The sequence below is a fragment of the Pseudomonadota bacterium genome, from assembly GCA_018823285.1.
Classification (GTDB): Bacteria; Desulfobacterota; Desulfobulbia; order Desulfobulbales; family JAGXFP01; genus JAHJIQ01.
Genome location: JAHJIQ010000072.1, coordinates 1 through 26,299 on the forward strand (window position 1 = coordinate 1; position 26,299 = coordinate 26,299).

The following is a 26,299-nucleotide window of genomic DNA, read 5'->3' on the forward strand; positions in this document are numbered from 1 at the left end:
CCAGTAGTCAGAATGACTGATTTTAAAGCTTTTCTCCTGGCTTCTGACTTCTGGATTCTGGCTTCATGTGGAATACATGCACTATCAAGTCGCCGAGACTCCTTAATTATCGGGAGAATATCCAAACCCGGAAAGTTGTGTTTATAAGGTTTAAACATTAAAAAATGTCAGATATTCTGGATGTAATTGTCGCCAGGAAGCGTGAGGAGGTCAAGGCGCTTCTGCAGAAACCGGTGAAGAGTTTTCATGAGCCGGTTGATCCGCCCCGAGGTTTTATTGCGCATCTCCTGGAGGCTGAGGAGATAGCAGTAATCGCCGAGGCCAAGAAGGCATCTCCATCCAAGGGGGTGATCTGCAAGGATTTTGATCCGGTGAAGATCGCCAGAGAGTACCAGGATGGCGGGGCCAGCGCTCTTTCCGTGCTGACCGATGTTGATTTTTTTCAAGGGTCGCTTGACTATATTCCGGCGGTCCGCCGGGAGGTCAATCTGCCGGTGATCCGCAAGGATTTCATTATCCATGAGGCCCAGATCAAGGAGGCAAGCCGCTACGGGGCTGACGCCATACTGCTGATCGCCGCGATTCTTGACCGGTTCCAGATCAGGGATTACCTGGAGATGGCGGGAGGGCTGGGAATGGACTGTCTGGTGGAAGTTCATGACGAGAAGGAGGCCGAGGTTTCAATCGAGGCCGGTTCCCGGCTGATCGGGGTCAATAACCGGAACCTGCGGGATTTCACGGTGGATCTCAACACCACGCTGCGAGTCAAGGCCATGGTTCCAGGCGAGATCCCGGTGGTTGCGGAATCGGGAATCAGGGATTCTACCGACGTGAGGAAGATGGCCGAAAACGGAGTTGCCGCAGTCCTGGTGGGAGAGAGCCTGATGCGGGCGGCAGACCGGGCAGGTGCGTTGCGGGAACTCCTGGGAAGATCATAACGGTGGTTGCCGGGGTGCGACGTTCTCGGCCAGGTATACAACAGTCCCTCGTTCACCTTGAGCCTTTTGAAGGGGTTGAAGGATGGATGACAATAATAATCCAATAACGAAAAGCATTTGCCACTCGTGGAAGAAGGAGCATGAATTTCAGGACCAGAATAAAGATCTGCGGAATTACCAATGGGGCGGACGCGAGACATGCGATTGCCGCAGGGGTTGATGCCCTCGGTTTTATCTTTGCAGCGAAAAGCCCCAGAAAAGTGGAACCGGAACTGGTAAGAGAGATTGTCGGTGAGATCCCGCCGTTTGTCGATGCCGTCGGGGTGTTTGTCAACGAAGACCCCGATCTGGTGAGTGACATTGCCAAGTACTGCGGGTTGACCATGATTCAGCTGCATGGCCAGGAGAATGTTGATTATTGCCGTCTGATGCCCAGAGCGGTCATCAAAGCCTTCCAGGTGAAAAATGATACGCCTGGCGCTGATTTTCAGTCTTTTAAAGGTGTGGTTGCCGGATACCTTCTGGATACCTATCACGAAACAATGGCCGGCGGCACCGGCAAGAGTTTTGACTGGGAGATTGCCGGCAGACTGGAGATTCCCGGGCCGGTCATTCTCGCCGGGGGAATCGGCCCCGCCAATGTCGAGACTGCGATCAGGACCATGAACCCATTTGCGGTTGATGTGAATTCAGGGGTTGAAACCGAACCTGGCATTAAAGATCATGTTAAAATTAATGAATTGGTCAGTATTGTTCGCAGATTTGATGCGGAATTAATGGACCGACAGTTTTAGAGAAGGCTTGCAAATAAGTAGAAAATGGTGGCCTGGTTATATGCCTGCCGTTCTTTATGAGCTGATTCCCATCGAATTTCATAATGGGAAACAACCTTATCATTTCGACATATTATACTTAAGAGCGTTCCTCGCGCCTACAAGGAAAAGCGATTTCCTCAGAGCGTCCCTCGTGTCTCTCGCGCCATACGGGAATACGGTTTTTATCGGTTGGTCAAATTTTTGGCGAAACGCGAAAAAGCTGATACTTATCATCTTGCAGATTGAAGTTTGAGACTTCATATTGTAAGATGGCAGGCATGATTCCACGCCACGCTCAGACCAGAGCCCTGCAGCTCTCCGAGGGGTTTCCCATTGTTGCCCTGACCGGGCCGCGGCAGTCGGGGAAGACCACCCTGGCTCGGGCGTTGTTCCCGGATCGGGCTTATGTGAGCCTCGAAGATCCGGAAGAAAGAGAGTTCAGCTTACGTGATCCCCGGGGCTTTCTGGCCCGCTTCAATGACGGGGCGATCATCGACGAGGCCCAGCGCGTCCCGGATCTTTTCTCCTACCTGCAAACCCTTGTCGATAGCCGTCGCCGCATGGGGGATTTTATCCTGACCGGTTCGCAGCAGTTCGGTCTGCGTTCCGGGATCAGCCAGTCGCTGGCCGGACGGGTGGGCCTCATCCAACTGCTGCCCTTTTCCATGTCGGAATTGGCCGGAGCGGGACTCCTTGCCGAGGGTCTGGACGAGCTCATGTGGCGCGGTGGCTACCCCCCGCTCTATGACCGCCCACTCACTCCGGACCTCTGGTTTCCCAACTACGTTGCCACCTATCTGGAACGGGATGTTCGGCAGGTATTGGGCGTCAGGGATCTCGACCTCTTTCAACGCTTCGTGAAACTCTGCGCCGCACGCACCGGCCAACTCCTCAACCTCTCATCCTTGGCCGCCGACTGTGGAATTTCCCATGTAACGGCGCGGGAATGGCTGAGCGTATTGGAGGCGAGTTACATCGCCATCCGTCTGCCGCCTTATTTCCGCAATTTCGGCAAGCGTCTGGTCAAGACCCCAAAACTCTATTTTCTCGACCCGGGGCTTGCCGCCTGGTTGATCGGCATTCGCGACAGCGAAACCCTCAACATCCATGCCCAGAGGGGGGCGCTGTTCGAAACCCTGGTGGTTTCCGAGTTCATCAAGCAGCGTTACAACCAGGGCCAACCCGCCGACCTTTATTTCTGGCGGGACAATGTCGGTCACGAAATCGATCTTTTATTCGAATCCGGCCGGAAACTTCAGGCCGTGGAGGTAAAGTCAGGCGCCACCTTTGCCGCCGACTGGCTGGTCGGGGTCAATAAATGGCGAGGTTTGACCGGAGAAGATTCTCTGTCGCCCTGGATCGTCTACGGTGGTAACGAGGGGTATCAACGGCAAGGCGCACGGGTTTTGGCCTGGAAAGAGCTTGCCGGACTGACGGCCGGTCGAGAAAATAAATGATCCGGTTGCCGGTTGCCGCTATACGGCTAACCGGCATGGCTGAACCGGATCGGACGAAACATGAAAGTCGGCCGATTCAGCTCGTACAAGCGAAACGGCTTCGCCAGACATTCAAATAAACACTCAGCTGCGATTTACTGATCACCCCGTCACTCACTCCCTATTTGCCGGAAAGATCAAGAACGACGATCTGCGGGACGGTGCCGGCGAATTTCAGGGCCAGGCGCAGTTCTTTGGCGGTCTGGGCCTCGTCTTTTGGGGTTCCCGGAAAGAAGAGCGCTCCGTATGCGATCTGGCCGGGCAGAATGGGCTGATTCTGCATCGATTTTTCAGCCAGATCCTGGCGGATGCGCCGACCGGTCTTTGCATAGGCATCCGCCCCGCCCATGATGGTTCCTGCGGCTGCGCCGATCACCGCCCCCTGGCCCATGGCTTCACCGACATTGTTGCCGCTGACGATCCCGATGGCGAATCCTGCCACTGCGCCTGCCGCACCCAGGAGCAGTGCCGATTTGCCGGTTCCCTTCGCGGTTTCACCAACGTCTACGAAGTTTTTTGTTCGTTGGTAGGTTTTTTCCTTGGAAAGTATCGGCCAGGCGTTCTTCTCCTCATCGATCAGGAAAGTCTGGTCCGGATTGACCGTGACATCCCGGCTGCTGTCGTTCTGGAAGGTCAGCTGGACCGGCATCAGCCCAGCTTTTCTGATATCAAAGCCGAAGGTCTGGGCGGCAAGTTCACTGTCGGTGAAAGCTCTGGCGGCGATCTTCAGGCCCCCGACGTCAATCATGTTGTCGGCTGCTTCCGGAAGCTGGATCGGCGCGACCCGGTCCTTGTAGGAGCACGAAGCGAGCATGGTCAAAAGAACGGCGATGGCCACCACGGAAAGTATCTTTTTCCGGTTGTCTCTATCTTGTCTGTTCAACATTGAATTCTCCATTCCGATGGTGATTTTCTGTTCCATTAATTGTTCTTGATCACCACGTAGCGGGTGTGGTCATCCTTCTTGGTCAGGAACAGGATGCTGTCCTTGGATTTGACCTTCTCCATGATTGCTTTGAATTCCTTGACGGTTTCAACCGGCTCCTGATTGATTTCAAGAATCATTTCACCCCTCTTGATCCCCGATCTGGCGGCAGGGGAGTCCGGATCAACATTGGAAACCAGAAGCCCCTTCTCATCCTTGATTCCCAGAGATTGGGCGATTTCAGGGGTTACTTCCTGAACGGTGAGTCCGAGTTTGTTGCTGATGCTTTCGTCGCCGGCGGAAGCGAGGTCAACATCGTCTTCCTGCAGCTTGCCGATCTTGACGGTCAGTTTCTTTTCCTTGCCTTTTCTGATAATGGTCAGTTCCGCTTCAGTTCCCACATCGGTCTGGGCGACAAGTGAGGGCAGGAGGCTCATCTGGTTGATCTCCTTACCCATGAATTTAGTGATCACGTCTCCCTGTTTCACTCCCGCCTTGTCGGCCGGACTGTCCTTCATAACCTCACCTACCAGGGCACCGATCGGGCGATCAAGACCGAATTTCTCGGCCAGATCAGCGGTCACATGCTGGATCATGACCCCGAGCCAGCCGCGGGTCACCTTGCCGTGTTCCTTGAGCTGGTCAACCACGTTTTTGACCATGTTGACGGGAATGGCGAAACCGAGACCGATGTTGCCTCCCCCTCTGCTGAAAATAGCGGTGTTGATGCCGACCAGCATTCCCTTCAGATTGAACAGAGGGCCGCCGGAATTGCCCATGTTGATCGAGGCGTCGGTCTGGATGAAGTTCTCGTAGGGGCCACCCCCGATGGAGCGTCCCTTGCCGCTGACGATACCGGCGGTGACGGTGTTTTCAAAACCGAACGGATTGCCGATGGCAACCACCCAGTCTCCTACCCTCAAGGTGTCGGAGTCACCGAAGGTGATATGGGGGAGATCTTTTTTTGGTTTGATTTTGATCAGGCCGACGTCTGTTTTCGGGTCACGTCCGATCACTTCAGCATCGTATTCCTCATGATTGGTCAGCCGGATCTTTATCTCTTCGGCGTTTTCAATCACATGATTGTTGGTGACGATATAACCGTCGGCAGAAATGATGACCCCTGAACCAAGGCTTTGCGCTTTCTGCTCCCGCTTCGGCTGAGGCTGGTCTGGTGTCGGCATGTCAAAGAATTTCTTGAAAAACTCAGGTATTTCCTGCTCTTCATGAAAGGGATTGAAGCCTCTTCCTCGGGAAGAAGTCAAAACTTTGGTCGAGTAGACATTCACGACCGTCGGTCCCATGTCGGAAACGAGATCGGCAAAGCTTTCCGGAACGCCATTTGCGGCAATAACATGGCCCGGGGAGGTCATGAAGATCGTGAGTGCCAGTAGTTGGAGGTAAAAGGCTGTTTTCTTGAGATGGAAGGTCATGGTATCAATACTCCTCTTCAGGATTCAGGATATGAATTGAAATTGGTCCAACGTGTTGAATTTTAATCACTGGCGGACATCTTTGTAAAGGAAGAAGGGGAAAATTAATTTACATGGAGAGGCAGTCAGGTTAATCCTGATTGATCAGCCGGTTCCAAGGAAATGATTTTTTCCGGCCGGCAGAAGAGGAGGGTTGGATTGGAGCAGATTGTCGAGGAACTGAAAAAAATCATTCAATTTAAGGATGACACCGAGATCGGGGATATTGTTCTCGTTCTCACCGAAAACCCTCAGGCTGTTGTCTATGCCCTGGTCAGGAATTTTGAGAGAGACACCACCCGGCGGGATGAATGGTGGCATGTCTCCATGCAGCTTCTGACCCTGCCTGTTCAGTCTGTGACCTGGACCCTTCGCAAAGAGCAGTTCACCGGCTGCGAGATTTTCACCATGGGTGGAGACAAAAGATTTATCAAGGCGGTCGATCTCGGCTCCCCGCCATACCTTCCGGGAGAAAAGGACAAAAAAAAGGACCGGCAGAAGGGGCCGGCCCTGAAGGTGGTAAAATAATGGCTGGTGCGGCTGTCAGGCGGCGGCCGCTTCTTCCCTGAGGATCCTTGCTTGTACTTTTTCGACGACCTGCCGGTAGCATTTTGGACAATAACCGTGCGACTGGACCTTGTTGCGGTCGGGAAACTGTTTGATCCAGCCCTTGGCGCTTTTTTTCCGGTTGCAGACGCAGCAGATGATTTCCATGATCGTTCATTCCTTAATAAGTTTCGTATTGTTTTGTTTCGCTATGACTTACTTATCGGCCCTGTTTATTCTTACTTGAAAAAAAATGAAGATCGCAGAACGAGAGATCATTGAGAGAATCCGGCGCTCCTGCCCGAAAACGGCAAAAAACCTGGTTGCCGGCATTGGGGATGACTGTGCGGTGATCGCTCGGGGGGAAGGTCTTCTCGAGCTGTTGACCACCGATATGCTGATGGAGGGAATTCATTTCAATGCAACCTGGCACCCACCGGAACTCCTGGGCAGGAAGGCTGCCGCTGTCAATCTGAGCGATATTGCGGCCATGGGCGGCAGCCCGAAATACACCCTTCTTTCCCTCGCTCTTCCTGAAGCGGTTGAAGAACAATGGCTTGAGGCATTTATCTCCGGCTTTCTGCAGCAATTATCATTCTGGAATGTTGCGCTGGTAGGCGGTGATACTGTAAGGAGTCCAGGTCCGATTACGTTGTCGGTCACGGTTATCGGTGAAGTTGACAGGAGTCGGGTTCTCAGCCGATCAGGGGCCCAGGCGGGTGATTGCATCATGGTCAGCGGCATTCTGGGAGAGGCGGCCGCTGGTCTGGAATTGTGTCGATCCGGTCGGCTCGAATCGACCCGGGAGCGCTGGCCTGAACTGCTCAAGGCCCATCTTGATCCGGAACCGGAGATTCGCCTGGGAATCATTCTTGCCGAAACCGGCATGGTGAAGGCGATGATGGACATGTCCGACGGCCTGGCAACGGATCTCGCCCATCTCTGCAGGGAGAGCGGCTGCGGAGCGGAAATTGAGGCGAATCTGCTCCCGATCTCTCCATCTGTGAGGCAAGCTGCGGCAGAGCTTGAATTGGTGCCGGATACTCTTGCCCTGTCAGGGGGTGAGGATTACCGGCTTCTCTTTACTGTCGCCCCGGAGTCCGTAGACCGATTGCTGGAGACGGTAAAAAAAGAAACCGGGCGGAAAATGTATAAGGTCGGCAGAATTGTCGGTGACGGCGGGGTGTTTCTCCTGGAAGATGGCCGAAGGCGTGAAATCGGTGATCAGGGGTATGATCATTTCCGCTGAAAGGATGAATGTCAAACATCCAACAAGGAATGACCATTTTCCAAAATTGATAGCAACTCTTTCGTTCATTGTTGGAACTTCGATGTTGGATATTGAACATGCATAGCGAAACGCATTCCCCGCAGCTCGGAGTGTCGCAGGCTCCCTTACCTGCCGCGGGGTTAGTGAGCGAATCTGATGTAAGTAGCCTTCCATACGGAGATTCCCCGTGGCTGGCTGCGGGGGAGCTTCAATGTTCAATGTTTGTAAAACGAGACAATCGTTTGCTGGTACCTAAACAAAGCTCCTTTTGATCGGCTCATAATGTTCAAACTCTCCACCCCATTTACTCCCTCCGGGGACCAGCCGACCGCGATCGCCAGCCTGTGCCGGGGGTTACGCGAAGGTGCGCGGGAGCAGGTTCTGCTGGGGGTCACCGGATCGGGCAAGACCTTCACCATGGCCAAGGTGATCGAGGAAATGCAGCGCCCGGCGCTGGTTCTCGCCCCGAACAAGACCCTGGCCGCCCAGCTTTTCTCCGAGTTCAAGGAACTGTTCCCCGAGGCGGCGGTCGAATACTTCGTCAGCTATTACGATTATTACCAGCCGGAAGCCTACATCCCCCAGTCCGACACCTATATCGACAAGGACTCGTCGATCAATGACGCCATCGACAAGATGCGTCATTCGGCGACCCGTTCTCTGCTGACCAGAAAGGATGTACTGATCGTCGCCTCCGTCTCCTGCATTTACGGCCTCGGTTCGCCCGAGGAATACCGGAACATGCACCTGTTCCTGAAGGCGGGGGATGAATATCCGCTGGAGGAGATCAAGCGGCGGCTGGTCTATATGCTCTACGAGAGAAATGATGTGTCCTTTCATCGGGGAACCTTCCGGGTCAGGGGGGATGTGATCGAAATCTTCCCCGCCTATGAGGAAGAGCAGGCGGTCCGGGTGGAACTCTTCGGCGACACGATCGAAGCGATCCGGATGGTTGATCCACTGCGGGGGGTGGTCCTTGAGAATGTCGATGAGCTGACGGTCTTTGCCGGCAGCCATTTCGTCACTTCCCGGGAAAGGCTGCTGATCGCTTCGGCGGCCATCAAGGAGGAACTGAAAGAGCGGCTCGCCTTTTTTGAACGGGAACGCCGGCTGGTTGAAGCGCAGCGTCTTGACCAGCGCACCGGGTTCGATCTGGAGATGATCGCGGAACTCGGCTACTGCAACGGGATCGAAAACTACAGCCGCTTTCTGACCGGAAGATCGCCCGGGGAGCCGCCGCCGACCCTGCTGGATTATTTCCCGCCCGACTTTATCACCTTCATCGACGAGAGCCATATCGCGGTGCCCCAGGTCAGGGGCATGTACCGGGGCGACCGCTCGCGCAAGACGACCCTGGTGGAGTACGGGTTTCGTCTGCCCTCGGCGCTGGACAACCGGCCCCTTCGCTTTGAGGAGTTCGATGAAAGGGTGCACCAGGTGATCTTTGTTTCGGCGACTCCCGGGGAATATGAGTTTGAAAAAGCCGGCGGCCGGGTCGCTGAGCAGATCATCCGTCCGACCGGGTTGATGGATCCGGTGATCGAGGTCAGGCCCGCAACCTCCCAGGTGGACGACCTGCTGGAAGAGATCAGACTGCGTGAGGAAAAGGGCGAGGCGGTGCTGGTCACCACCCTCACCAAGAAGATGGCCGAAGACCTTACCGACTATTATGCCGGGCTCGGGGTTCGGGTGCGTTATATGCACTCGGACATCAAGACCCTGGAGCGGATGAACCATATCCGCGACCTGCGCCTGGGCGAGTACAACGTGCTGGTCGGGATCAACCTGCTGCGGGAGGGGTTGGATATCCCGGAGGTTTCCCTGGTGGCGATCCTCGATGCCGACAAGGAGGGGTTTCTGCGCAGCGACCGCTCCCTGATTCAGACCTGCGGCCGGGCGGCGCGGAACGCCGACGGCAGGGTCATCATGTATGCCGAGACCATCACCGGCTCGATTCAAAGGACCATCGAGGAGACCGGGCGGCGGCGTAAAATCCAGCGGGAGTATAACGAGCAGCACGGGATCACCCCGGAGACGATCCGCTCCACGATCAAGGATATCATGGAATCGGTGTACGAAAAGGACTATGTTGCGGAACTTCCGCTGGCGGCCGAACCGGTGCTGGAGTTTGCCGACTTGAACGAGCTGCGCAAGGAGATCAGGCGCCTTGAGAAAGAGATGATTGTCGCCGCCGAAGGGCTGGAATTTGAAAAGGCCGCCGAATATAGGGACAGAATAAAAGCCCTCAAGGAAAAGGAACTGCAATGCCTGTGATGAAAAATATTTTTGACCGGCTGGCCCTTGTACTGATCCCGACGCTCTTCAAGTGGCTCACCCGGATCCTGTTCCTAACCTGCCGGATGAATGACCCGAGCTGGCGGGTTATTGAAGAGTTCGAGGCGGCAGGGAAGCCGTATATCGCCGCCTTCTGGCATTACAGCATTGTTTTCGTGGTCCAGCGGGGGCATGGCCGGTCGATCCTCGCCATGGTCAGTGCCAGCAAAGATGGCGAGTACATCGCAAGAATGGTTGAGAGCATGGGCTTTATCACCGCCCGGGGTTCCAGCAACAGGAGGGGCGTCGCCGCATTGAAGGAGATGGTGCGGATCGTCGGGGAGAAGCGCATCAGTTCGACGCTGATCGCCGACGGTTCCCAGGGGCCACCCCGGATTGCCCAAGCCGGATCAATTCTGCTGGCGAGCAAAACCGGAGTGCCGATCATCCCGATCGCTGCCGCCGCCGACCGTTATATCGCCTTCAAGAGCTGGGACCGGACTGTCCTGCCGAAACCCTTTTCCCGGATCGAGTTTCTCTGCGGTGAACCCATTGAGGTCCCCCCCGGGATCAGGTCGGAGCAGCTCGAAGAGTATCGCCTGCGTCTTGAGGAGAGTCTGAACGCTCTCTATAAAAAAAGCTGGGGGAAGTTCGGGATTGCCGAACATTGATGTTTTTTCCCGCATTCAGGGGGCGGGAAATTCAATTCGGGATCTCGGTCTCAGGCCGGCTTGACCATCCTGAGATACCTGGCCGCCTCGACAATGATATGCTCGGCCAGCGGTTCCGCGAACTTCATATGTATTGAATAGGTGCCTTTCCCGGCAAAATCCGGGTCGCAATCCCTGATCGACAGCACCCGCCCGGTTCTTTTTATTTCCTGCATATGGGGGGGCAGATAAAATTTCAGGTCCAGGTCTTTGCCGAGGAGCATCTGCAGCATTTCCCGGTTGCCGGCCTGGATATGAAAAGAAACGCCCCCGGCGGAGACATCCCGCAGCTTTCCCCGCAGGCTTTTGGCCCCCTGCAGTTCCGGGTGCCTGATCAGGATTGAGCCTTCCAAGGCGATACGCAGGTGCCTGCGCCTGTCCTGCGAGTTGCTTTTCAGCAGATCATGCAGCTTGTCTTTACTGACACAGAATTCCCTGATCTTTTTCAGGAGCGTTCCGTCCGGGGCCTCTTCCTGCAGTCGGTCAAGGTTGAGAAGATGCAGCACCGCCGGGGTCATGGCGATCAGTGAGGTGGTGCAGAAACTGGCGTTCAGGACATTGTCCTCGCCGGCAATATCGCCGCCCCTGATCTTCCTGATGAATGTCTCCTTGCCGTTCCGCGTGTAAACATGCTTCGCCTGACCGGACTCCAGAAAATAGAGATTCCGGTCCATATCCCCTTCTTCGTAGATTGTCTGCCCGGGCTTGTAGGATGATTTCTTCAATAAGTTGTAGAGAATGAGGGATTCAGCATCGGTCAGTTGACCATACAGTTCTTTCCACAATCCCTGGTGGCCGCTGCCCGAGGGTTTTGATCTCGCGGATTCGATAATGTCCTGGGCCTGAATTACCTCGCTCAGGGCGAGAGGGTCGATTACGGAGATCTTGTCCCGCAGTGATTCGGCACGTTCAATATCACCCTGCTGCGCATATTTTGTGATCTTGAAGAGCAGGGAATTGATCTCTTCCAGGTTCTCTTGATTCCGGGGATGGTCGGTAAAAGATTCTTCATATTTCTGCAAATCGTTCACTGGTATTTCCTTAAGATCGTAATTTTTGATTACGGATAAGAAAGGCTACCATTGTTTCTCAAGACAATTCAAGCGCCAGTTGGCAATTTAGATTATCGATGAACGAAAGAGATTGAACCCACCCCGTGGGAATGAACAGGCAAAGGGATAAGGTTGTACCCTTCATGGTGGACGAGTGTCCGTCAGGGTCCATTCCCTGTGGCTTTCTACAGGGTAGGTGAGCGAATCTTTTTGCGAGGACCGACACGGAGCGGTTGACCGGGAGAAAAGAAAATCAAAAATTAAATAGTAAAAATTACTAACTTGTAATAAGTTGCATTTATGGCCATGATAAAAAACGCTCTTTCTCAGATGATGACAGAATTTGAAGCTGCCTGCCGCGAAGCGGAGCTGAAGGTGACCCACCAGCGGCTTGAAGTATACCGCGAACTGGCCCAGGCCACTGATCATCCATCAGCGGAAATGCTCTATAAGCGGATCATAAAGAGACTGCCGACCATTTCCCTGGATACGGTCTACCGGACCCTTGCAACACTTGAGAAGCATAAGCTGATAACCCGAGTCCAGACCCTTGAGAGTCAGGCCCGCTATGAGGCGAAAATGGTCAGTCACCACCACGCCGTTTGTGGGAAGTGCGGCACTATCACCGATTTTTCCTGGGAAATTTTCGATGAGGTCAGGATTCCCGCTGAGATTGCCGGCTGGGGAAAAGTGGTTAAAAGAAATGCGGTACTCGAAGGCATTTGCAGGGCATGTGCAGGGTGAAAGCCATTTTTTTTGCCGATAGAATAAGAAATGTTCCTATCAAATATAAAATAGTAATAAGTAATTGTTCAGAGAAAATAGCAGGTTGATTGTTGAAGAGAAATTTTTATAGAATCAGTTTCAGATGAACAGATAAATTTACACAACGAAAGGAGAAAATTATGAGTGAAAACAGCAAGTGCCCCGTCACGGGCAGATCCGGCGGTCAGGCAGCCGGTCGTGGCACATCGAATCGGGACTGGTGGCCGAAACAGTTGAACCTTAATATTCTGCACCAGCATTCAACAAATTCCAACCCGATGGGCAATGATTTCAACTACATAGAGGAATTCAAGAAACTCGATCTGCAGGCCCTGAAGAAGGACCTTTATGCTCTGATGACCGACTCCCAGGACTGGTGGCCGGCTGACTGGGGTCACTACGGCGGGCTCTTCATCAGGATGGCCTGGCACAGCGCGGGCACCTACCGTATGGGCGACGGGCGGGGAGGGGCCGGGTCCGGCTCGCAACGTCTCGCGCCTCTCAACAGCTGGCCGGACAATGTGAACCTCGACAAGGCTCGCCGTCTGCTCTGGCCGATCAAGCAGAAATACGGCAGGAAAATCTCCTGGGCCGACCTGATGATCCTTGCCGGCAACTGCGCCCTCGAGTCGATGGGATTCAAGACCTTCGGTTTCGCCGGCGGCCGTGAGGACGTCTGGGAGCCTGAGGAGGACATCTACTGGGGCAGCGAGGATAAATGGCTCGGCGATAAGCGCTACTCCGGCGAGCGGAAACTCGAAAACCCTCTCGCCGCAGTGCAGATGGGCCTGATCTACGTGAACCCCGAAGGACCGAACGGCGAGCCGGATCCGGTCGCCTCCGGCAGGGACGTCCGGGAGACCTTCGGACGCATGGCCATGAACGACGAGGAGACCGTTGCGCTGGTTGCCGGCGGCCACACTTTCGGCAAATGCCATGGCGCAGGTCCTGCCTCCCATGTAGGTCCTGAACCGGAAGGCGCGCCCATTGAACAGCAGGGGCTCGGCTGGAAGAGTGATTTCGGCAGCGGCATTGGGGGCGATACGATCTCCAGCGGGATCGAGGGCGCCTGGAAACCGAACCCGACCAGATGGGATATGGGTTATCTGAAAGTACTGTTCAAATACGAGTGGGAACTGGTCAAGAGCCCGGCCGGTGCGAATCAGTGGCTGGCCAAGGACGTGGCCGAAGAGGACCTGGTGGTTGATGCCCACGACCCGGCGAAGAAACAGCGGCCGATGATGACCACGGCGGACCTTTCGCTGCGCTTCGATCCGATCTACGAGCCGATCGCGCGACGTTATCTGGAAAACCCTGAGGAATTCGCGGACGCGTTTGCCAGGGCGTGGTTCAAGCTGACTCACCGCGACATGGGCCCCCGGGCGCGGTATCTCGGCCCGGAGGTTCCGGCGGAGGAGCTGATCTGGCAGGATCCGGTCCCTGCAGTCGATCACGAGCTGATCAATGCGAAGGACATCGCCGACCTGAAGGGCAGGATTCTCGCTTCAAAGCTATCGATCGCCCAACTGGTTACGACCGCCTGGGCGTCGGCGTCCACCTTCCGCGGATCAGACATGCGGGGCGGGGCGAACGGGGCGCGTATTCGACTTGCGCCGCAAAAAGATTGGGAAGTCAACCAGCCGGATCAGCTGCAGAAAGTGCTGCAGGCCTTCGAAGGGATCCGGAAGGAGTTCAACAGTGCCCAGAAAGGCGGGAAGAAGGTTTCGCTTGCCGATCTGATTGTTCTGGGCGGTTGCGCTGCCGTCGAGCAGGCGGCGAAGAAGGGTGGCCACGAAGTGAACGTTCCTTTTACACCGGGACGTACCGACGCGTCTCTTGAGCAAACAGACGTGAAATCATTCGGGGTCCTCGAACCGAAAGCGGACGGTTTCCGCAACTACCAGAAAAACAAATACGCCGTATCGGCCGAGGAACTGCTGGTCGATCGGGCGCAACTGCTGACCCTGACCGCGCCCGAGATGACGGTTCTGGTAGGTGGCATGCGGGTGCTGGGTACAAACTTCGGACAGTCAAGGCACGGCGTTTTCACCAGTCGGCCGGAGACGCTTACCAATGACTTCTTCGTCAATCTGCTCGACATGAACACAACGTGGCAGAAAACCGCCAAAGATGAAGACGTGTTCGAGGGTCGGGATCGCGCGAGCGGCGAGCTGAAGTGGACCGGCACCCGGGTGGATCTCATCTTCGGTTCGGACTCCCGTCTCCGGGCGGTCGCGGAAGTCTATGGATGTAGAGACTCACAGGAAAAATTTGTCCGTGATTTTGTAAAGGCGTGGGACAAGGTGATGAATCTTGATCGCTTTGACCTTGCCTGATCGTGTCCCGAATGTTTTGACTGGTTATGAATGGAAAGCTTCAAGATCTCGGCAAAGGATCGTTGATGCTTTCCATTTATTTGTATTGGCATGCCTGATCGCGACATTGATCCTGGTCGCTTCGTTGGTCGTTGGCATCTCGCCGGCAGGTTGTGCCGAGAGTGGCGAGTCCGGAAACGAGCCGGAGTATGAATACCTCGATTCGCTGTACCAGCTCTACCAGCCGTATCTGCCAAATATTTCGGCTTATGAGCCGATATATTTTCTGGTTGGTGTCAAACCGGAAAAAAGCAAATTTCAGTTCAGCTTCAAATATCGGTTTTTCAGCAGGGCCGGGTCGTTGGCGGGAAACCACCCCTGGGTCCAGGGATTTCATTTCGGTTATACCCAGACGTCATTCTGGAATCTTGAGGCCAACTCTCTTCCTTTCGAGGACACCAGTTACAAACCGGAACTGTTCCATCTGACCAGAAACGTGACTTCACGACCGGCATGGCTGCAGGGGCTTTTTTTTCAGTCCGGAATTCTGCATGAATCAAACGGCCAGGCCGGGGAGCTGTCGAGGAGTACCAACATCCTGTATCTCAGAACGGTTTTTGTCCTGTTCAGAGCCAATGCGAAGCTCGGGTTAGGGGTTGCTCCAAAAGTCTGGGTGTATGTCGATAACAGTGAAAATAATTCAGATCTTGGTGATTACCGGGGCAATTTCGAGTTGAATTTCATAATGGGAAAAGCGGACAGTTTGGTCCTGTCTTCCGGATTTCGCCTGGCCAGGGCAGGAGGTTCGGTGCAGGTTGATCTTTCCTACCCGGTCGGAAATCATGTGGAGGACAACCTGAATATTTATCTTCATGCGCAGTATGCTAATGCTCTGGCGGAAAGCCTGATTGAATATCGGGACCGGACAGAGGCTCTGCGGATAGGCATTTCTTTTGTGCGATAACTGGTCGAAAGCGGAAGAGCGGGGCGGATTTTTTTTTCTTGACTCCCGTGAATCGGAAGGTCCAAACTGGATCATGACGATGGGCTGTTCCCAGGTGGGCCTATCACGGTATGTGAATACCGGGTTTAAGATGTGACGAATATTTGCTGACTGGAGAGATAATATGAAAATGAATGAAGTAAAGGAACGGGCGAAAGTGCTGGGGATCAAGGCGGGCAAGATGAATAAATCCGACCTGATCAAAACCATTCAGAGAACGGAAGGCAATGTCGACTGTTTCGGCTCCGATAATGTCCATTGTTCCCAGATGGAGTGTTGCTGGAGAAGTGACTGCATTATCACGCCGGCCACCGGACAGGATGTGTGGTAGGCTCTGGTTGTCTAAAGCACTTTCAGCGTAGATTTTCAAACCAAAAAAGCCCGGGGAAATTCAACTCCCCGGGCTTTTTTTGCTTTTATGATGAAACAGGCTTTATGCCATTTTTTTCATGATTTCCGCACTGACCGCATCGATTGAAGGCTCACCGTCAACGGAGATGACGTTGGTGCCGGGCAGTGATTTGAAGAAATTCACCGCGGCCATGGTGCCGGTTTTGTCGTCGTAGTAGATGTCGTGACGTTTGTCGATGGCCACGTCATCCTGATCATCGGCGCGGGTCTTCAGTTCACCACCGCAGACCCGGCAGACCAGTTTGCCGTCTTTTTCCACCGGTTTGATGGCGTCGAAGGCGATGTGGTTCGGGTGGTTGTTGTCGTTCACACAGAGACGGCGGCCGGTGATCCGCAGTTTGGCAACTTCGCGTTTCAGCACGATCTCGATCACGTAGTCAAGTTTGATCCCGGCGTCTTTCAGTGCCTTGGCCAGAGTCTCGGCCTGGACCTTGTTGCGCGGGAAACCGTCGAGGATCCAGCCGCCCTTGCAGTCGTCTTCTTTCAGACGGTCCAGGATCATCGGGATGGTGATATTGTCGGGCACCAGGTCGCCGCGGTCGATGTATTCTTTGGCCTTCTTGCCGAGTTCGGTGCCGCCGCCGATGTTCTTTCTGAAGATCGCGCCGGACTCGATGTGGGAAAAGTTGTACTTCTTCTGGATGATGGCACCCTGGGTGCCCTTGCCGCTGCCGTTAGGGCCGAAAACTAAAATGTTCATAACTGCTCCTCTATATAAATTGAATGGAAAGTATGGCCGGTCGCAGAGACCGGGATCGATCAAGAAACAGATCAATAATGATCAGCTCTGTGAGTATAAAAGAAATATCTGCTGATGCAATACCTAATATGAATGGCTATTCAGTTCGTTGCAGAGAAGTTATGGATGTGACTGTGAAAAGTTCAATGATTACAACTGGTTGATCTTATGGCGGGGCAGGGCGAATTTTACGGATGTGGTGTTCAGGGCGCGCCTGGAGAACAGTTCAGAGTGGTTTTTTATCCATGGTGGGTATTGCAGAACTCTTGCACCAGAATCTTGCGTGCGGCGAGATCCATTCGGAAATAAAAGGGGCTCTGCATCAGGATCCGTATCGCTTTTCTCTTGGTCATCGGGGTACCTTCCTGGTTTGGTCGGGAACAATCCCTGTTACTTGTAATTATCGGATTTTTTAACGGAACACTTGATCGTTTATTGTGTTCCCCCGGGAATTCATGCTATCTAGTATTGGCTTACAGCGAGATTCGGAGGCCAATATCAAGCGGAGGCATGAGGTGTATTCTGCAGGAATAAAACCCGACAACGGACAGAGGGTGATCGAGGGGGCCGGATGATAAGGATTCTGAACGCCATTCTGCTACTGCTGGTCATCCTGCTTTTCGGGACATTAGGGTTCATGTGGATCGATGGTGCGGACTTTCTTTCCAGCCTCTACATGACGGTCATCACCATTGCGGCGGTCGGTTATGACGAGGTGATCCCGTTGAGCCCGGGAGGCCGGATCTTTACGATTTTTCTGATTTTTATCGGCATCGGTTTCGTGCTGTTTCTGTTCAGGGAGATTACAGAGGTCGTGGTCGAAGGCGGCCTGCGGAGAACCCTCGGGAGGATGAAAATGCAAAAAAAGGTGGCCAGATTGAAGGATCATTTCATTGTCTGCGGTTACGGGCGGATCGGCAAGGTGATCTGCAAGATCCTCGATGAGAACAAGCGTCCCTTTGTGGTGATCGAGAAAAGCAACCACAAGATCCAGAGTATCATCGACAGCGGGTATCTGGTGCTTGAGGGTGAGGCCTCGACCGACCAAATCCTGAAAGAGGCGGGGATCGATAACGCGAAAGGGCTGATCGCCGTGGTCTCGTCCGACGCCGACACCGTGTATATCACCCTTTCCGCCAGGGGGTTGCGGCCGGACCTGTTTATCATGGCCCGGTCCAGTGGCGACGATGGGGCCGAACAGAAACTGATCCGGGCCGGAGCGGACAAGGTCTTTTCCCCGTACTTTATCGGCGCCACCAGAATGGCCCAGCAGCTGGTCCGGCCGACGGTTATCGATTTTATTGATCTCGCTGTCCATGGCGGTGAACTTGGTTTGCGCCTCGAAGAGATGGTGGTTTCCGAAAAATCGGCTTTTGTCGGTCAGACCCTTTTCGATACCGGTATCCGGAAAAACCACAATCTGATCGTGGTCGCCATTAAACGGCACCATGGCGAGATGATCTTCAATCCCAATCCCCGGTCGGAGATCAACGCCTCCGACACTCTGGTGCTGCTGGGGGCCCAGACCGACATCAAGGACCTTGAAGCGGAGGTCTGACCGGAGCAGGGCGTCTTAATCACCTCACGGTCTCATTCCTTGCGGCGCGAAGTTCCTTTCCATTTGCTCACTGCCGCGGGCAGTTCATTGCTGTAAATTTCCTGCCATATTTATGTTTTTCCGCCATTTTCCGATAGACTGATAAGGGACGAAGTAACAGGGTCTCGGGTCTGCCTCTCTGATGAATATTGTTCCCGGGGCGGCTTGTGCTTGAGAGTTTGATCTTTTTGATGCTATCCTGATACTGCACGTTGTTAAGGAAACGCACTTGAACAGGGGCGAAAAGATGTCGTTAGCCGATGGCAAAGGTCTGAATATATTCGCAGGGCGATTTCTTCTGAAGGTCTCCAAGGACAGGATGAAGGCTCTGGTCAAGTCCAATGACGACCTCGGGCTCGCGGCTGTTGATTTCGAGCAGTTCTTCAGGGAGGTCAGGGAGGCCGGGGTGGTGTACGGCGTTCTTGAGAAACCAGAGAAATTCACCGAAGAAACCTGGTTGGTGGCCAAGGGGAAGGAGCCGGTCCATGGTGAAAACGCCAAAATCAGGATGCATGTCAAACCTTCCGATATCCGGTCCCCGAAGATGAAAGACGGCAAGCAGGGCGAGGTTGATTTTCGTGAGCTGGGTTCGATTGTCAATGTCACCAAGGGGATGCTGCTCCTGGAAAAGGTGCCGCCAACAACGGGAACCCCTGGAACCGATGTGCTCGGAACCCATCTTGAACCGAAACCCGGCAAGGACTGCAAACTGAAAGGTGGCAAGGGCGTTGAAATGTCTGAAGACGAGATGAAGGTCTTCTCGACCCTTGACGGCAAATTCATGCTGGTCGACGGCAAGCCGGGTGTTTATGAAGAGCATACCGTTACCGGCGATATCGATATGAGTGTCGGCAATATCGCCTTCGGCGGCAAGGCGCTGCATATCAAGGGCAGTGTTCCTCCCGGTTTCCAGATCAAATGCCGGGGCGACATCAATATCGGCGGCGAGGTCAACAACAGCCTGGTCATGGCCGGGGGCAATCTGGTCGTCAAGGGCAGCGTGGTGGGGGATGAAGCCGTCATCAAGGCAATGGGCGATGTTTCCGTCGAGTTCGTCGAAAACGGCCCAAGGGTGGAGACGACCGGCAATCTCACTCTGGGAGAATACATCCTCCAGTCCACGGTCAAGGTCGCCGGAGATCTCTACGGCAGGCAGAAGGGGACGATCATCGGCGGCAGCACCATCGTCGGCGGCTCGGTTTATATCACCGATGTCGGTTCCGATGGTGAGGTGAATACCGATATTACCGTGGGTATCAATCTTGCCCTCCAGGCGAAGAAGGAGAAGCTCGCGGAGGAGCTGCCGATCTGGTCTGAGCGGTTGAACACCCTGATCAGGGACATCAGCGGGCTCAACAAGATGAAGAAGGAGATGGGCGCAGAATTCCCCGCCGAGAGGCTTGAGAAACTGAAAAAATACAACGAAGTCATGCCGAAACTGATGGAGAAGGTCGACAAGCTGAACGAGATGGAGGCGAGCATCAAGGAAGAGATGGACAAGATGGTCGATGCCACCATGCACGTTTACGGGACCATCTACCCCGGAGTGACCGTCCGGATCGGCCCGGTAGCCCGGATGATGACCGATCTGAATGAAAGCGTCGCGGTCTATTACGACCGCCCATCCCTGCAGATCCACCTGCGAAAATTAAAGGATGAGGAAAAAGCCGCCCGGGGCGAGTGAGGACTCTCTTTAGTCTCGCAGTAAAGAAAGCTGCCGGTCGTGGATTTTTGCCAGAAGAAGCAGGGCGAGGATGGCGCCGGCCAGGGCGAGGGCCATGTCCGACTGGGTGTCCCAGATATATCCCTGAGTACCAAGGAATGCCTCGGCATTTTCCCCGGTCAGTTCGGCTACCCACCATTCAATCAGTTCATACAGAGCGCTGAAGGCAAGGCAGATGGAGACCACGATAAAGTTGAGCCAGCCGCCCCTTGCCACCACCCTTTTCCGGACCAGGATCTCCCGGGCGATGATTGCCGGGATAAATCCCTGGGCCAGATGCCCGACCTTGTCGTAATTGTTTCTCTCCAGATCCAATACTTCCTTCAGCCAGTCGAAGAGCAACACCTCGGCATAGGTGTAATGGCCGCCGACCATCAGGATCACCGAGTGGATGAGAATCAGGATATAGGCAAGGGTGGTCAGGCGGAACGAATCATACGTTTTCCACATGATAACGATGGCGATGAGAGCGGGGACCACTTCCAGAAACCAGGTGAAATAATCCTTCGGCTGAATGCCTGACCAGATCAGCGCGGCGAAAAAAATGAGAATCCAGAGTTTTTTCATAAGCAAGAAGTCAGACTGCAATTTTCAAATGGTTGATCTTTTCAGGTTATTCATCTTTATTTCAATCAAACGCAGGGCAACTGCCAAATCATGCCTTACATTCTTCGCCTTGATTCGGTTCAATAATAAAATGCATTTCAAATACTTTTCCATAGCTTGGAGGCCAGACCAAAGAAACTGTTGAACCAACTGTGCACGGTATGCCATTCTCGCGGCAATATAATCGCTGTCAGCTACATCGCGAAAAGATCGAATAGCAAAGTCGTTAAGTAAAGCGTATTTTCCCATACTCATTGGCTTGACTCCCCGTGAAGGCGCTCTAAAAACTCGGTCTCAACCGTCACGCCCGCCTCCATGAGTGCCTCACAAACAGCATTCCATGCAGAAATATCAGATAAAACAACCGCCTTTTGTCCGATAGAGAGAACCCGGCGCCCGACGCCGAACTCGTTCCAGAAACGATTATTCGCTTCTTTCGTCCATCGTTCCGCCGTGAAGGCTAGCGGCCCCTCAACCTTCGATGGGTCTAAGCATTCGAGGACATTCAGATACAGGTGGGAAATGGTCGGGCATGATGGTGCCTCACCGGCGATCTCCGACAGCAGCGGTATGAACGGCGCCAGTTCAGGGTCGGATAAACCCTTTGTATAAGACTGTCCATCGCCTAACCCGTAATGCAACCGCATGTAGAATGCGCTGACAAGCTCTTTTAGGTGAATCTCCATGCGGCCATCTCTCGACGACAGCAGATGGCTGCGCCAATGCCATGTCTCCTTGAGGCGTGGCCAGAAAGCCTCACGCACCGACAACAGATAGGCTCGATCCGCCGTATCTCCTTCAATATGATGAAGATCACTCTGCACGATGAACGCCGCCGCAGCGTCGATGAAAGCTTCATCTGGAAAGGCTTTGAGAACGTCGAATACCAGTTCCTGGCATATTTCATCCGACCAGTGACGGGCATGCGCCGCCGCAAAGTCCATCAAGCCGCGCGTCCAGACACGCTCGATGTCGCTGTCGTCTTCTCCGTCCTCCCCCGACCTGTTCGTCTCCAGAAGCCAGTCGCGATTGGCGCGCATCACCGCCATCGACGTCGATCCGGCGCTTGGGCCAAGGCGTGTGAGAATCCGCAACCATGCTGCCCCGGCCTTCTCATCGTAATAATAGTCCGGCCACTCCGATTCGTGCGGGGCAAGTTTCCTTGCGCCGCCTGCTCCTCCCATTATCAGGGTCCGTTTTCGACGTCGCGTTCGCCGTGGCGGTGGCGTCGGCCAGTCCGGCTCCGAGCCACCTTCCCGCCATTGCCGCTCCGCTTCGATCCGAGAGGTAATGCGCGACTCCAAATCAGCGCGGCGTATGTCATAAGCTGCTTCGTCCTCCCCATAATGCGCGCGTCGTGGAATCATACAAGCGAGAAGCGCGATTCGGCTAAGCGAGATCAAAAGCTTTTGGTCGATCTTCTCGACGATGCCTCCATGACGTAGAAATGCTGGCGCAGCGCTCGCGGGATATGTGGCCACGGCCTGCAGGAGATTTTCCGCATCCGCTTCATCTCCTGAAATGGCCGTAAGATAAAGACGCCCGGTGATCGCCATCGCGTGAGCGTCATACATGACATCATCGCGCGGCAGGGCTATCGACCGGTCCTGAAATTGCAGCGCCTGCTCGAAGATCGATATAATCTCTTGTCGACGCCGCACTAGGTCTTCCTTAGACACAACTCGGGCTAGAAACGCCGCGGCGGAAACTCGCGCAAGCCAGGGATCGTTCGGACCATGCGACGGCTCCTCTTCGCCTGGGGCGGCGGCGGAAGTCTCGTCCAGAATCATTTCAGCATCGGCGGCGCTTACATTGAAGACTTTTGTTTCGTCGTCCATCGCAGCACGGACCGCCAACGACCGGGTGAACGTCAATTGCTCCGCATTCGCCTTTGCCGCCACCTCTTCCAGCCATTTTTTCTGTCCGGGCGGCCATTTATAAATCCATCCCTTGCGTTCCTCGCCCGCCGCGTCCTTTCCGGCTACAAGTTCATAATTGTCCCGAGAGGCGAGGCGGAGCACATGGGAGGCCATGAATTGCGGAGACGCCCAGTCGACTGCGTCGTCGGTCCACGGCCCAAGCCGGTTCACTGCCGCTTCAAGCTGTGCCCACAGTGCGCCTAGTTCTTCCTCGTGTGCAGATTGAAGACCATCTGTGGTAGAACGTCATGCAGTGCGACGCTGCGTGACACGCGACCCGCTAAATCTTTCTCGACAGCTTGATCGGCTGCCGGTCCCGCCCGCCAGGCGCGTCCCAGCACACCTCCGCCCATTTGATCGACCGCGTCGAGATTGGCGCGGCCAGCGTCTAGCGCCAGCGTTTCCGGAGACGCCAGGATGTTTCGGAGAAGCGCTCCATTCAGTGATGAATGAGACAGGACAAGATCGACAATGAGAAGCCAAAGCGCGCCAAAGATAGCCCCCTCGGCGATGATGTCTCCGATTACAGTTTCAAGCGTCTCGCCACTGTCGAGTCTTCTATGCGCCCAGTGCTCCATCGCCGCTAGCGCCTTGGTCAGCATGGCCGACGGCGCGCGCCCGCGTGACCATCCAAAACTGAACAGCGCCCTAATCCTGTGCGTCTCTCCCAGGAACTGAACCGAAAATTCCGGATCATCCTCCTCATGCGCACACGCGCTCTCGATCAGGGTTCTGATGAACTCAACACCCGTAGCGGGCGCAGCTTGAAGAATTTCCGTGAATACACCGATGCCGCATCGGCCAAGCACGAAAGGACCGTCAACACGAGACATCACATAGGAGCGGCGGCGCGCCAGCTTCCTACGAAATTCGTTTTCCTCCTCGTCATCTTCGAGCGCGCGCAGAAAGGCGGCCGCGAATTCAGCAGGCGCTGCGCCCGGCAACCGTCCAGGAAATTCGAGGATCTGGCTCGTCGCCGCTTCCGGCCGCTTCGAGTCCTTGACAGCGTTAAGATAACGTGCCGCTGCGCCAGGAGAGTTCATCGCCCATAGCGCAAGATGGAGTCGGGCCGTATCAAGCGCATCGCCAGTCACGGCGTATTTGATTTCCGGAAGGGGCTCACCATATCGCGGCAAAGGACGGTCCCTCCGTTCAATAGCAGCAACCAGAATATCGGCGTAGCGATCGAGCAAGATCGGCGTCACGGTCTTTTCGCCGAACGCTGCAAGGACAAGCCAATTCTGGAAAAGATCGACCGCAGCCGATAACGCTGTCGCTCCCAACTGGCCAAACCGCTGCAAACACCACAAGATCATCCGCATCCATTCCGGCCCTTTCGGAATGGCCATCCCTACCGGCGCAGCGATCCCTTCCGGCAGGACCTCCTTGAACAGGGAGGTAGCCGACTGCGTATGCGACGCTACAAAGCGTCTGATCAACAGCGCCGCGCGGCGCCCTTCATCTTCGAGCAGAAAAGCGTCATATCGCCCGAGCAGCACTTCAGCGCGTTCGGACCGGACGAGCGCCAACAGGGCCAACCCCGCCCATCCGGGCGCGGTGCCTTCCGCCTCCAAGTGCGCGAGCAGTTTCGGCCACGCCTCGTCCTCGTTACGTTCGGCGAGCATCCGACACGCCAGCTCGAACCCGCGCGCCATCCAAAAGGGCGGCGGGATGCCCAACCCCAGCCTGTCAATCACGCCAGGATCATCGAATAGAATGCAGGCGACCGCCCAGTCTGTAAACAGATCATGCCGGAATCGGACCCGATCCGGATGGATCTCGACGAGCACCTCGTCTGCGATCAATTCTGCAACTGCCTGCGCGTCCTGTCCGGAAACATCGACAAGCCCAGCATTGTCGATGAGGCCCTTGGCGACAGCGTTGAGCACCCGCTTGCGGGAGTGTATCTCGCCTCTCGTTCGCTCGCCCGACCCCACCGCGCCGGATACCTGCCAGTCTCTCGCTAGCGCAGCTTCGCTGATCGCTTCCGTCTTATTGAAGCGCGTGCTGACCAACAGTCGCAATTTCAGCAAATTGCGGGCGAGCGGTTTCGCCGGGTGGTCGGGCCTCAGCAGGGGAGCGAGTTGCGGGGCGGCCTTGGCGAGCGCCTCGGCTTCTTCATCGTCAAGCCCTTCCACGATCATGCGTCCGCGCTCAGACAAGTGCGCGAACACCTCTTCGCCAATCCAGAGGGCGCCCTCATCCTCCCATCCGGGCCGCGCGGTGAACAGCACCGTCACGCCCGGACAACGCAGCGCCGCCCGCAAGAGGTCAATAACCGTCTTTCGTTGCGCGCTGTCGCGAAACCGGTCGAGGCCGTCAATGCAGAGATAGCCGCCGCCGTCGCAGGCAAGATCGCTCAGTAATTCGTCAGCTGCGGCTTCGATGCCGAAAAGGGCGCGCATCGCTGGCCAGCCGCCAGGTGGCGTTCGGTCCGGAGCCAACACCAAAATGCGCGAGACCGCTTCGCGCGCCTCGATAGCGGATCTCAGCAAGCCGGATTTACCGACCCCACTGGGTCCCGATATTTCAACCACGCCACCCTGTGTTTCCGCCTCCTGAAGCAGCTCCTCCAATTCGCGCCGGGGCTTTTCCCGTGCGAGCCGGCAATCCTTAACCGTAAGACCGATGTCTTGGAGTGCGTGGCGACTCAATTCCTCGATATGGCGGCGCACAACGGCAAGCCCTGGCGCCGCGCCGACGCTTACGCCGAGGTCGTTCAGCTTTCGAACCAATTCGTCCCGGTTCAATTCACCGCCAATGGCGTCGGCGCGAAGGACGAGTCCGAATAACGAGTCATAGAGACCGGCGTCACTTTTCTCAGACGCCAAATATCGCGCACGCAGTCGGTCATGATACTCCGCCATTGAGTTCGGACGTGCATAGTCGAAAGTCAGCACCGAAAATGACCGAAGGACGTCATGGAGAACGTCGTTCCCCGTTTCGTCTTTCGCTGCGAGGAGCGCTCTGAATGCGGCCACGAACGCCCGCATATCTTTGTTGCTGCGCCCATCCGTCTCAAGGAGCTTTAGGAATGACGCGGCATCGATCGTTTGCTGTGCCAGTTCCAGCACTTCCTGCACGCCATTCTCGATCACGCCTGTCGTCCGCTCAATTGCGACGGCGAAGCGTCGATCCGGCTCGATCTTTCGCGCCCTGACGATCCCGTCCACGACAGACTGAAAATTGGCGTCGTTTTCCGTAAACGCCATCGATCGTTTGACCTGAATCTCAAGACACCGAACTTCGCCCTGAGGCGTCGCACCCCGCACGATGACGTCATCAAGCGGATGCCCCTGCCCGCCTCGCTGAAACTCAAGCCGATCGACGATCGCACCCGGCAGTCCGAGCGGCTCAGTGCTCGCCAGCAAGGCAAGCGCATAATGCGTTCCGATTTTCGCCTCGAACTGGGGGCCTGCTGGTCCAGTCGAGCGAGGACTGAAGTCTTTTTCAGCAGGACGCACGGTCAAAACACCAATTCCTGTCAAAAAAAATCATTTAAGATTGCTCATAAAAATTCCGGGCCACCATACTTAATTACAAGTAAAGATATTTCCAAAGAGGATTGACTGTCAGGCATGAGATTACCGGCATAGAGGAGAAATTGCATCAAAGATATGTTTGTTATTGATAATCCTCATTGGTGCTTGCAGGTTATGACTGTGTGAGGTCTTTTCGGAGGCTCGGCATGTTGGGGGGGCCGATTGGTTCTGCAAAATGGCG

22 protein-coding genes are annotated in these 26,299 nt (G+C 55.0%); 13 read left to right on the forward strand and 9 right to left on the reverse strand.

All coding sequences use genetic code 11. The annotated features are described in order from the left end of the window. The first annotated feature begins 164 nt into the window (after positions 1-164). From trpC to KKG35_15630, 3 genes are all read left to right on the forward strand, one after another. Positions 165-938, forward strand: a complete 774-nt coding sequence (gene trpC, locus KKG35_15620; GenBank protein ID MBU1739557.1) for an indole-3-glycerol phosphate synthase TrpC — start codon at positions 165-167, stop codon at positions 936-938. A 140-nt stretch (positions 939-1,078) separates the two neighbouring features. Continuing rightward, positions 1,079-1,732, forward strand: a complete 654-nt coding sequence (locus KKG35_15625; GenBank protein MBU1739558.1) for a phosphoribosylanthranilate isomerase — start codon at positions 1,079-1,081, stop codon at positions 1,730-1,732. A gap of 299 nt (positions 1,733-2,031) precedes the next feature. After that, positions 2,032-3,210, forward strand: coding sequence for an ATP-binding protein (locus tag KKG35_15630; protein MBU1739559.1), 1,179 nt, complete (start codon positions 2,032-2,034; stop codon positions 3,208-3,210). A 160-nt stretch (positions 3,211-3,370) separates the two neighbouring features. On the opposite strand, the gene KKG35_15635 is transcribed toward KKG35_15630, so the two are convergent. Beyond that, positions 3,371-4,135, reverse strand: coding sequence for a hypothetical protein (locus tag KKG35_15635; GenBank protein ID MBU1739560.1), 765 nt, complete (start codon positions 4,133-4,135; stop codon positions 3,371-3,373). 35 nt (positions 4,136-4,170) lie between these two features. Then, positions 4,171-5,607 carry a DegQ family serine endoprotease gene (locus KKG35_15640; GenBank protein ID MBU1739561.1) on the reverse strand — a complete coding sequence of 479 codons (1,437 nt, stop codon included), beginning with the start codon at positions 5,605-5,607 and terminating at the stop codon, positions 4,171-4,173. A gap of 198 nt (positions 5,608-5,805) precedes the next feature. Between KKG35_15640 and KKG35_15645 the strand changes: the two genes are divergently transcribed. Beyond that, positions 5,806-6,174, forward strand: a complete 369-nt coding sequence (locus tag KKG35_15645) for a hypothetical protein (protein ID MBU1739562.1) — start codon at positions 5,806-5,808, stop codon at positions 6,172-6,174. Positions 6,175-6,189: 15 nt separating this feature from the next. Here the strand turns inward: KKG35_15645 and KKG35_15650 are convergent, their stop codons facing one another. Then, complete coding sequence (locus KKG35_15650) at positions 6,190-6,360, reverse strand: hypothetical protein (GenBank protein ID MBU1739563.1); 171 nt, start codon at positions 6,358-6,360, stop codon at positions 6,190-6,192. 85 nt (positions 6,361-6,445) lie between these two features. Between KKG35_15650 and thiL the strand changes: the two genes are divergently transcribed. The 3 genes from thiL to KKG35_15665 all read left to right on the forward strand — a co-directional run bounded on the left by thiL (position 6,446) and on the right by KKG35_15665 (position 10,407). Then, entirely contained in the window at positions 6,446-7,441 is a 996-nt protein-coding gene (gene thiL / locus KKG35_15655) for a thiamine-phosphate kinase (protein ID MBU1739564.1), read from the forward strand. A 303-nt stretch (positions 7,442-7,744) separates the two neighbouring features. Beyond that, complete coding sequence (gene uvrB, locus KKG35_15660; protein ID MBU1739565.1) at positions 7,745-9,736, forward strand: excinuclease ABC subunit UvrB; 1,992 nt, start codon at positions 7,745-7,747, stop codon at positions 9,734-9,736. Beyond that, positions 9,727-10,407: a lysophospholipid acyltransferase family protein gene (locus KKG35_15665; GenBank protein MBU1739566.1), complete on the forward strand. Its 681-nt coding sequence runs from the start codon at positions 9,727-9,729 to the stop codon at positions 10,405-10,407. The genes uvrB and KKG35_15665 overlap by 10 nt, the downstream gene beginning before the upstream one ends. A gap of 50 nt (positions 10,408-10,457) precedes the next feature. Here the strand turns inward: KKG35_15665 and KKG35_15670 are convergent, their stop codons facing one another. Next, on the reverse strand, positions 10,458-11,477 hold the full coding sequence (locus KKG35_15670; GenBank protein MBU1739567.1) for a cyclic nucleotide-binding domain-containing protein: 1,020 nt from the start codon (positions 11,475-11,477) through the stop codon (positions 10,458-10,460). Between the two features lie 321 nt (positions 11,478-11,798). Here KKG35_15670 and KKG35_15675 point away from each other — a divergent pair, with 321 nt between their 5' ends. The 4 genes from KKG35_15675 to KKG35_15690 all read left to right on the forward strand — a co-directional run bounded on the left by KKG35_15675 (position 11,799) and on the right by KKG35_15690 (position 15,912). Beyond that, positions 11,799-12,242 carry a transcriptional repressor gene (locus KKG35_15675; GenBank protein MBU1739568.1) on the forward strand — a complete coding sequence of 148 codons (444 nt, stop codon included), beginning with the start codon at positions 11,799-11,801 and terminating at the stop codon, positions 12,240-12,242. 161 nt (positions 12,243-12,403) lie between these two features. Further along, positions 12,404-14,599: a catalase/peroxidase HPI gene (gene katG, locus KKG35_15680; protein ID MBU1739569.1), complete on the forward strand. Its 2,196-nt coding sequence runs from the start codon at positions 12,404-12,406 to the stop codon at positions 14,597-14,599. 106 nt (positions 14,600-14,705) lie between these two features. Further along, a complete protein-coding gene (locus tag KKG35_15685; GenBank protein ID MBU1739570.1) occupies positions 14,706-15,542 on the forward strand; it encodes a phospholipase A in 837 nt (278 codons plus the stop codon). Between the two features lie 163 nt (positions 15,543-15,705). Beyond that, on the forward strand, positions 15,706-15,912 hold the full coding sequence (locus KKG35_15690; protein MBU1739571.1) for an SAP domain-containing protein: 207 nt from the start codon (positions 15,706-15,708) through the stop codon (positions 15,910-15,912). A 102-nt stretch (positions 15,913-16,014) separates the two neighbouring features. Here the strand turns inward: KKG35_15690 and KKG35_15695 are convergent, their stop codons facing one another. Further along, positions 16,015-16,692, reverse strand: coding sequence for an adenylate kinase (locus KKG35_15695; GenBank protein MBU1739572.1), 678 nt, complete (start codon positions 16,690-16,692; stop codon positions 16,015-16,017). A gap of 610 nt (positions 16,693-17,302) precedes the next feature. On the opposite strand from KKG35_15695, the gene KKG35_15700 reads away from it, so the two are divergent. Both KKG35_15700 and KKG35_15705 read left to right on the forward strand, forming a co-directional pair. Further along, on the forward strand, positions 17,303-18,289 hold the full coding sequence (locus KKG35_15700; protein ID MBU1739573.1) for an NAD-binding protein: 987 nt from the start codon (positions 17,303-17,305) through the stop codon (positions 18,287-18,289). 286 nt (positions 18,290-18,575) lie between these two features. After that, positions 18,576-20,012 (forward strand): FapA family protein, encoded by a 1,437-nt coding sequence (locus KKG35_15705; GenBank protein MBU1739574.1) that lies wholly within the window; start codon positions 18,576-18,578, stop codon positions 20,010-20,012. A gap of 9 nt (positions 20,013-20,021) precedes the next feature. Here KKG35_15705 and KKG35_15710 read toward each other — a convergent pair whose 3' ends face one another. The 4 genes from KKG35_15710 to KKG35_15725 form a co-directional block, all read right to left on the reverse strand. Beyond that, positions 20,022-20,618 (reverse strand): DUF2238 domain-containing protein, encoded by a 597-nt coding sequence (locus KKG35_15710; protein MBU1739575.1) that lies wholly within the window; start codon positions 20,616-20,618, stop codon positions 20,022-20,024. Between the two features lie 24 nt (positions 20,619-20,642). After that, positions 20,643-20,912 (reverse strand): hypothetical protein, encoded by a 270-nt coding sequence (locus KKG35_15715; protein MBU1739576.1) that lies wholly within the window; start codon positions 20,910-20,912, stop codon positions 20,643-20,645. Further along, complete coding sequence (locus tag KKG35_15720) at positions 20,909-22,690, reverse strand: hypothetical protein (protein ID MBU1739577.1); 1,782 nt, start codon at positions 22,688-22,690, stop codon at positions 20,909-20,911. The genes KKG35_15715 and KKG35_15720 overlap by 4 nt, the downstream gene beginning before the upstream one ends. Before the next feature lie 86 nt (positions 22,691-22,776). Beyond that, on the reverse strand, positions 22,777-26,064 hold the full coding sequence (locus KKG35_15725) for a hypothetical protein (protein MBU1739578.1): 3,288 nt from the start codon (positions 26,062-26,064) through the stop codon (positions 22,777-22,779). Positions 26,065-26,299: the final 235 nt, after the last annotated feature.

Bases quoted from the DNA above. Each gene is read 5' to 3' on its own strand.
- uvrB (MBU1739565.1), top strand. From the start codon at position 7,745: ATGTTCAAACTCTCCACCCCATTTACTCCCTCCGGGGACCAGCCGACC.
- KKG35_15665 (MBU1739566.1), top strand. From the start codon at position 9,727: ATGCCTGTGATGAAAAATATTTTTGACCGGCTGGCCCTTGTACTGATC.
- KKG35_15710 (MBU1739575.1), bottom strand. From the start codon at position 20,618: ATGAAAAAACTCTGGATTCTCATTTTTTTCGCCGCGCTGATCTGGTCA.
- KKG35_15650 (MBU1739563.1), bottom strand. From the start codon at position 6,360: ATGGAAATCATCTGCTGCGTCTGCAACCGGAAAAAAAGCGCCAAGGGC.
- KKG35_15700 (MBU1739573.1), top strand. From the start codon at position 17,303: ATGATAAGGATTCTGAACGCCATTCTGCTACTGCTGGTCATCCTGCTT.
- KKG35_15675 (MBU1739568.1), top strand. From the start codon at position 11,799: ATGGCCATGATAAAAAACGCTCTTTCTCAGATGATGACAGAATTTGAA.
- KKG35_15705 (MBU1739574.1), top strand. From the start codon at position 18,576: ATGTCGTTAGCCGATGGCAAAGGTCTGAATATATTCGCAGGGCGATTT.
- KKG35_15720 (MBU1739577.1), bottom strand. From the start codon at position 22,690: ATGGCCTCCCATGTGCTCCGCCTCGCCTCTCGGGACAATTATGAACTT.
- KKG35_15640 (MBU1739561.1), bottom strand. From the start codon at position 5,607: ATGACCTTCCATCTCAAGAAAACAGCCTTTTACCTCCAACTACTGGCA.
- katG (MBU1739569.1), top strand. From the start codon at position 12,404: ATGAGTGAAAACAGCAAGTGCCCCGTCACGGGCAGATCCGGCGGTCAG.
- trpC (MBU1739557.1), top strand. From the start codon at position 165: ATGTCAGATATTCTGGATGTAATTGTCGCCAGGAAGCGTGAGGAGGTC.
- KKG35_15695 (MBU1739572.1), bottom strand. From the start codon at position 16,692: ATGAACATTTTAGTTTTCGGCCCTAACGGCAGCGGCAAGGGCACCCAG.
- KKG35_15690 (MBU1739571.1), top strand. From the start codon at position 15,706: ATGAAAATGAATGAAGTAAAGGAACGGGCGAAAGTGCTGGGGATCAAG.
- KKG35_15630 (MBU1739559.1), top strand. From the start codon at position 2,032: ATGATTCCACGCCACGCTCAGACCAGAGCCCTGCAGCTCTCCGAGGGG.
- thiL (MBU1739564.1), top strand. From the start codon at position 6,446: ATGAAGATCGCAGAACGAGAGATCATTGAGAGAATCCGGCGCTCCTGC.
- KKG35_15635 (MBU1739560.1), bottom strand. From the start codon at position 4,135: ATGTTGAACAGACAAGATAGAGACAACCGGAAAAAGATACTTTCCGTG.
- KKG35_15625 (MBU1739558.1), top strand. From the start codon at position 1,079: ATGAATTTCAGGACCAGAATAAAGATCTGCGGAATTACCAATGGGGCG.
- KKG35_15715 (MBU1739576.1), bottom strand. From the start codon at position 20,912: ATGAGTATGGGAAAATACGCTTTACTTAACGACTTTGCTATTCGATCT.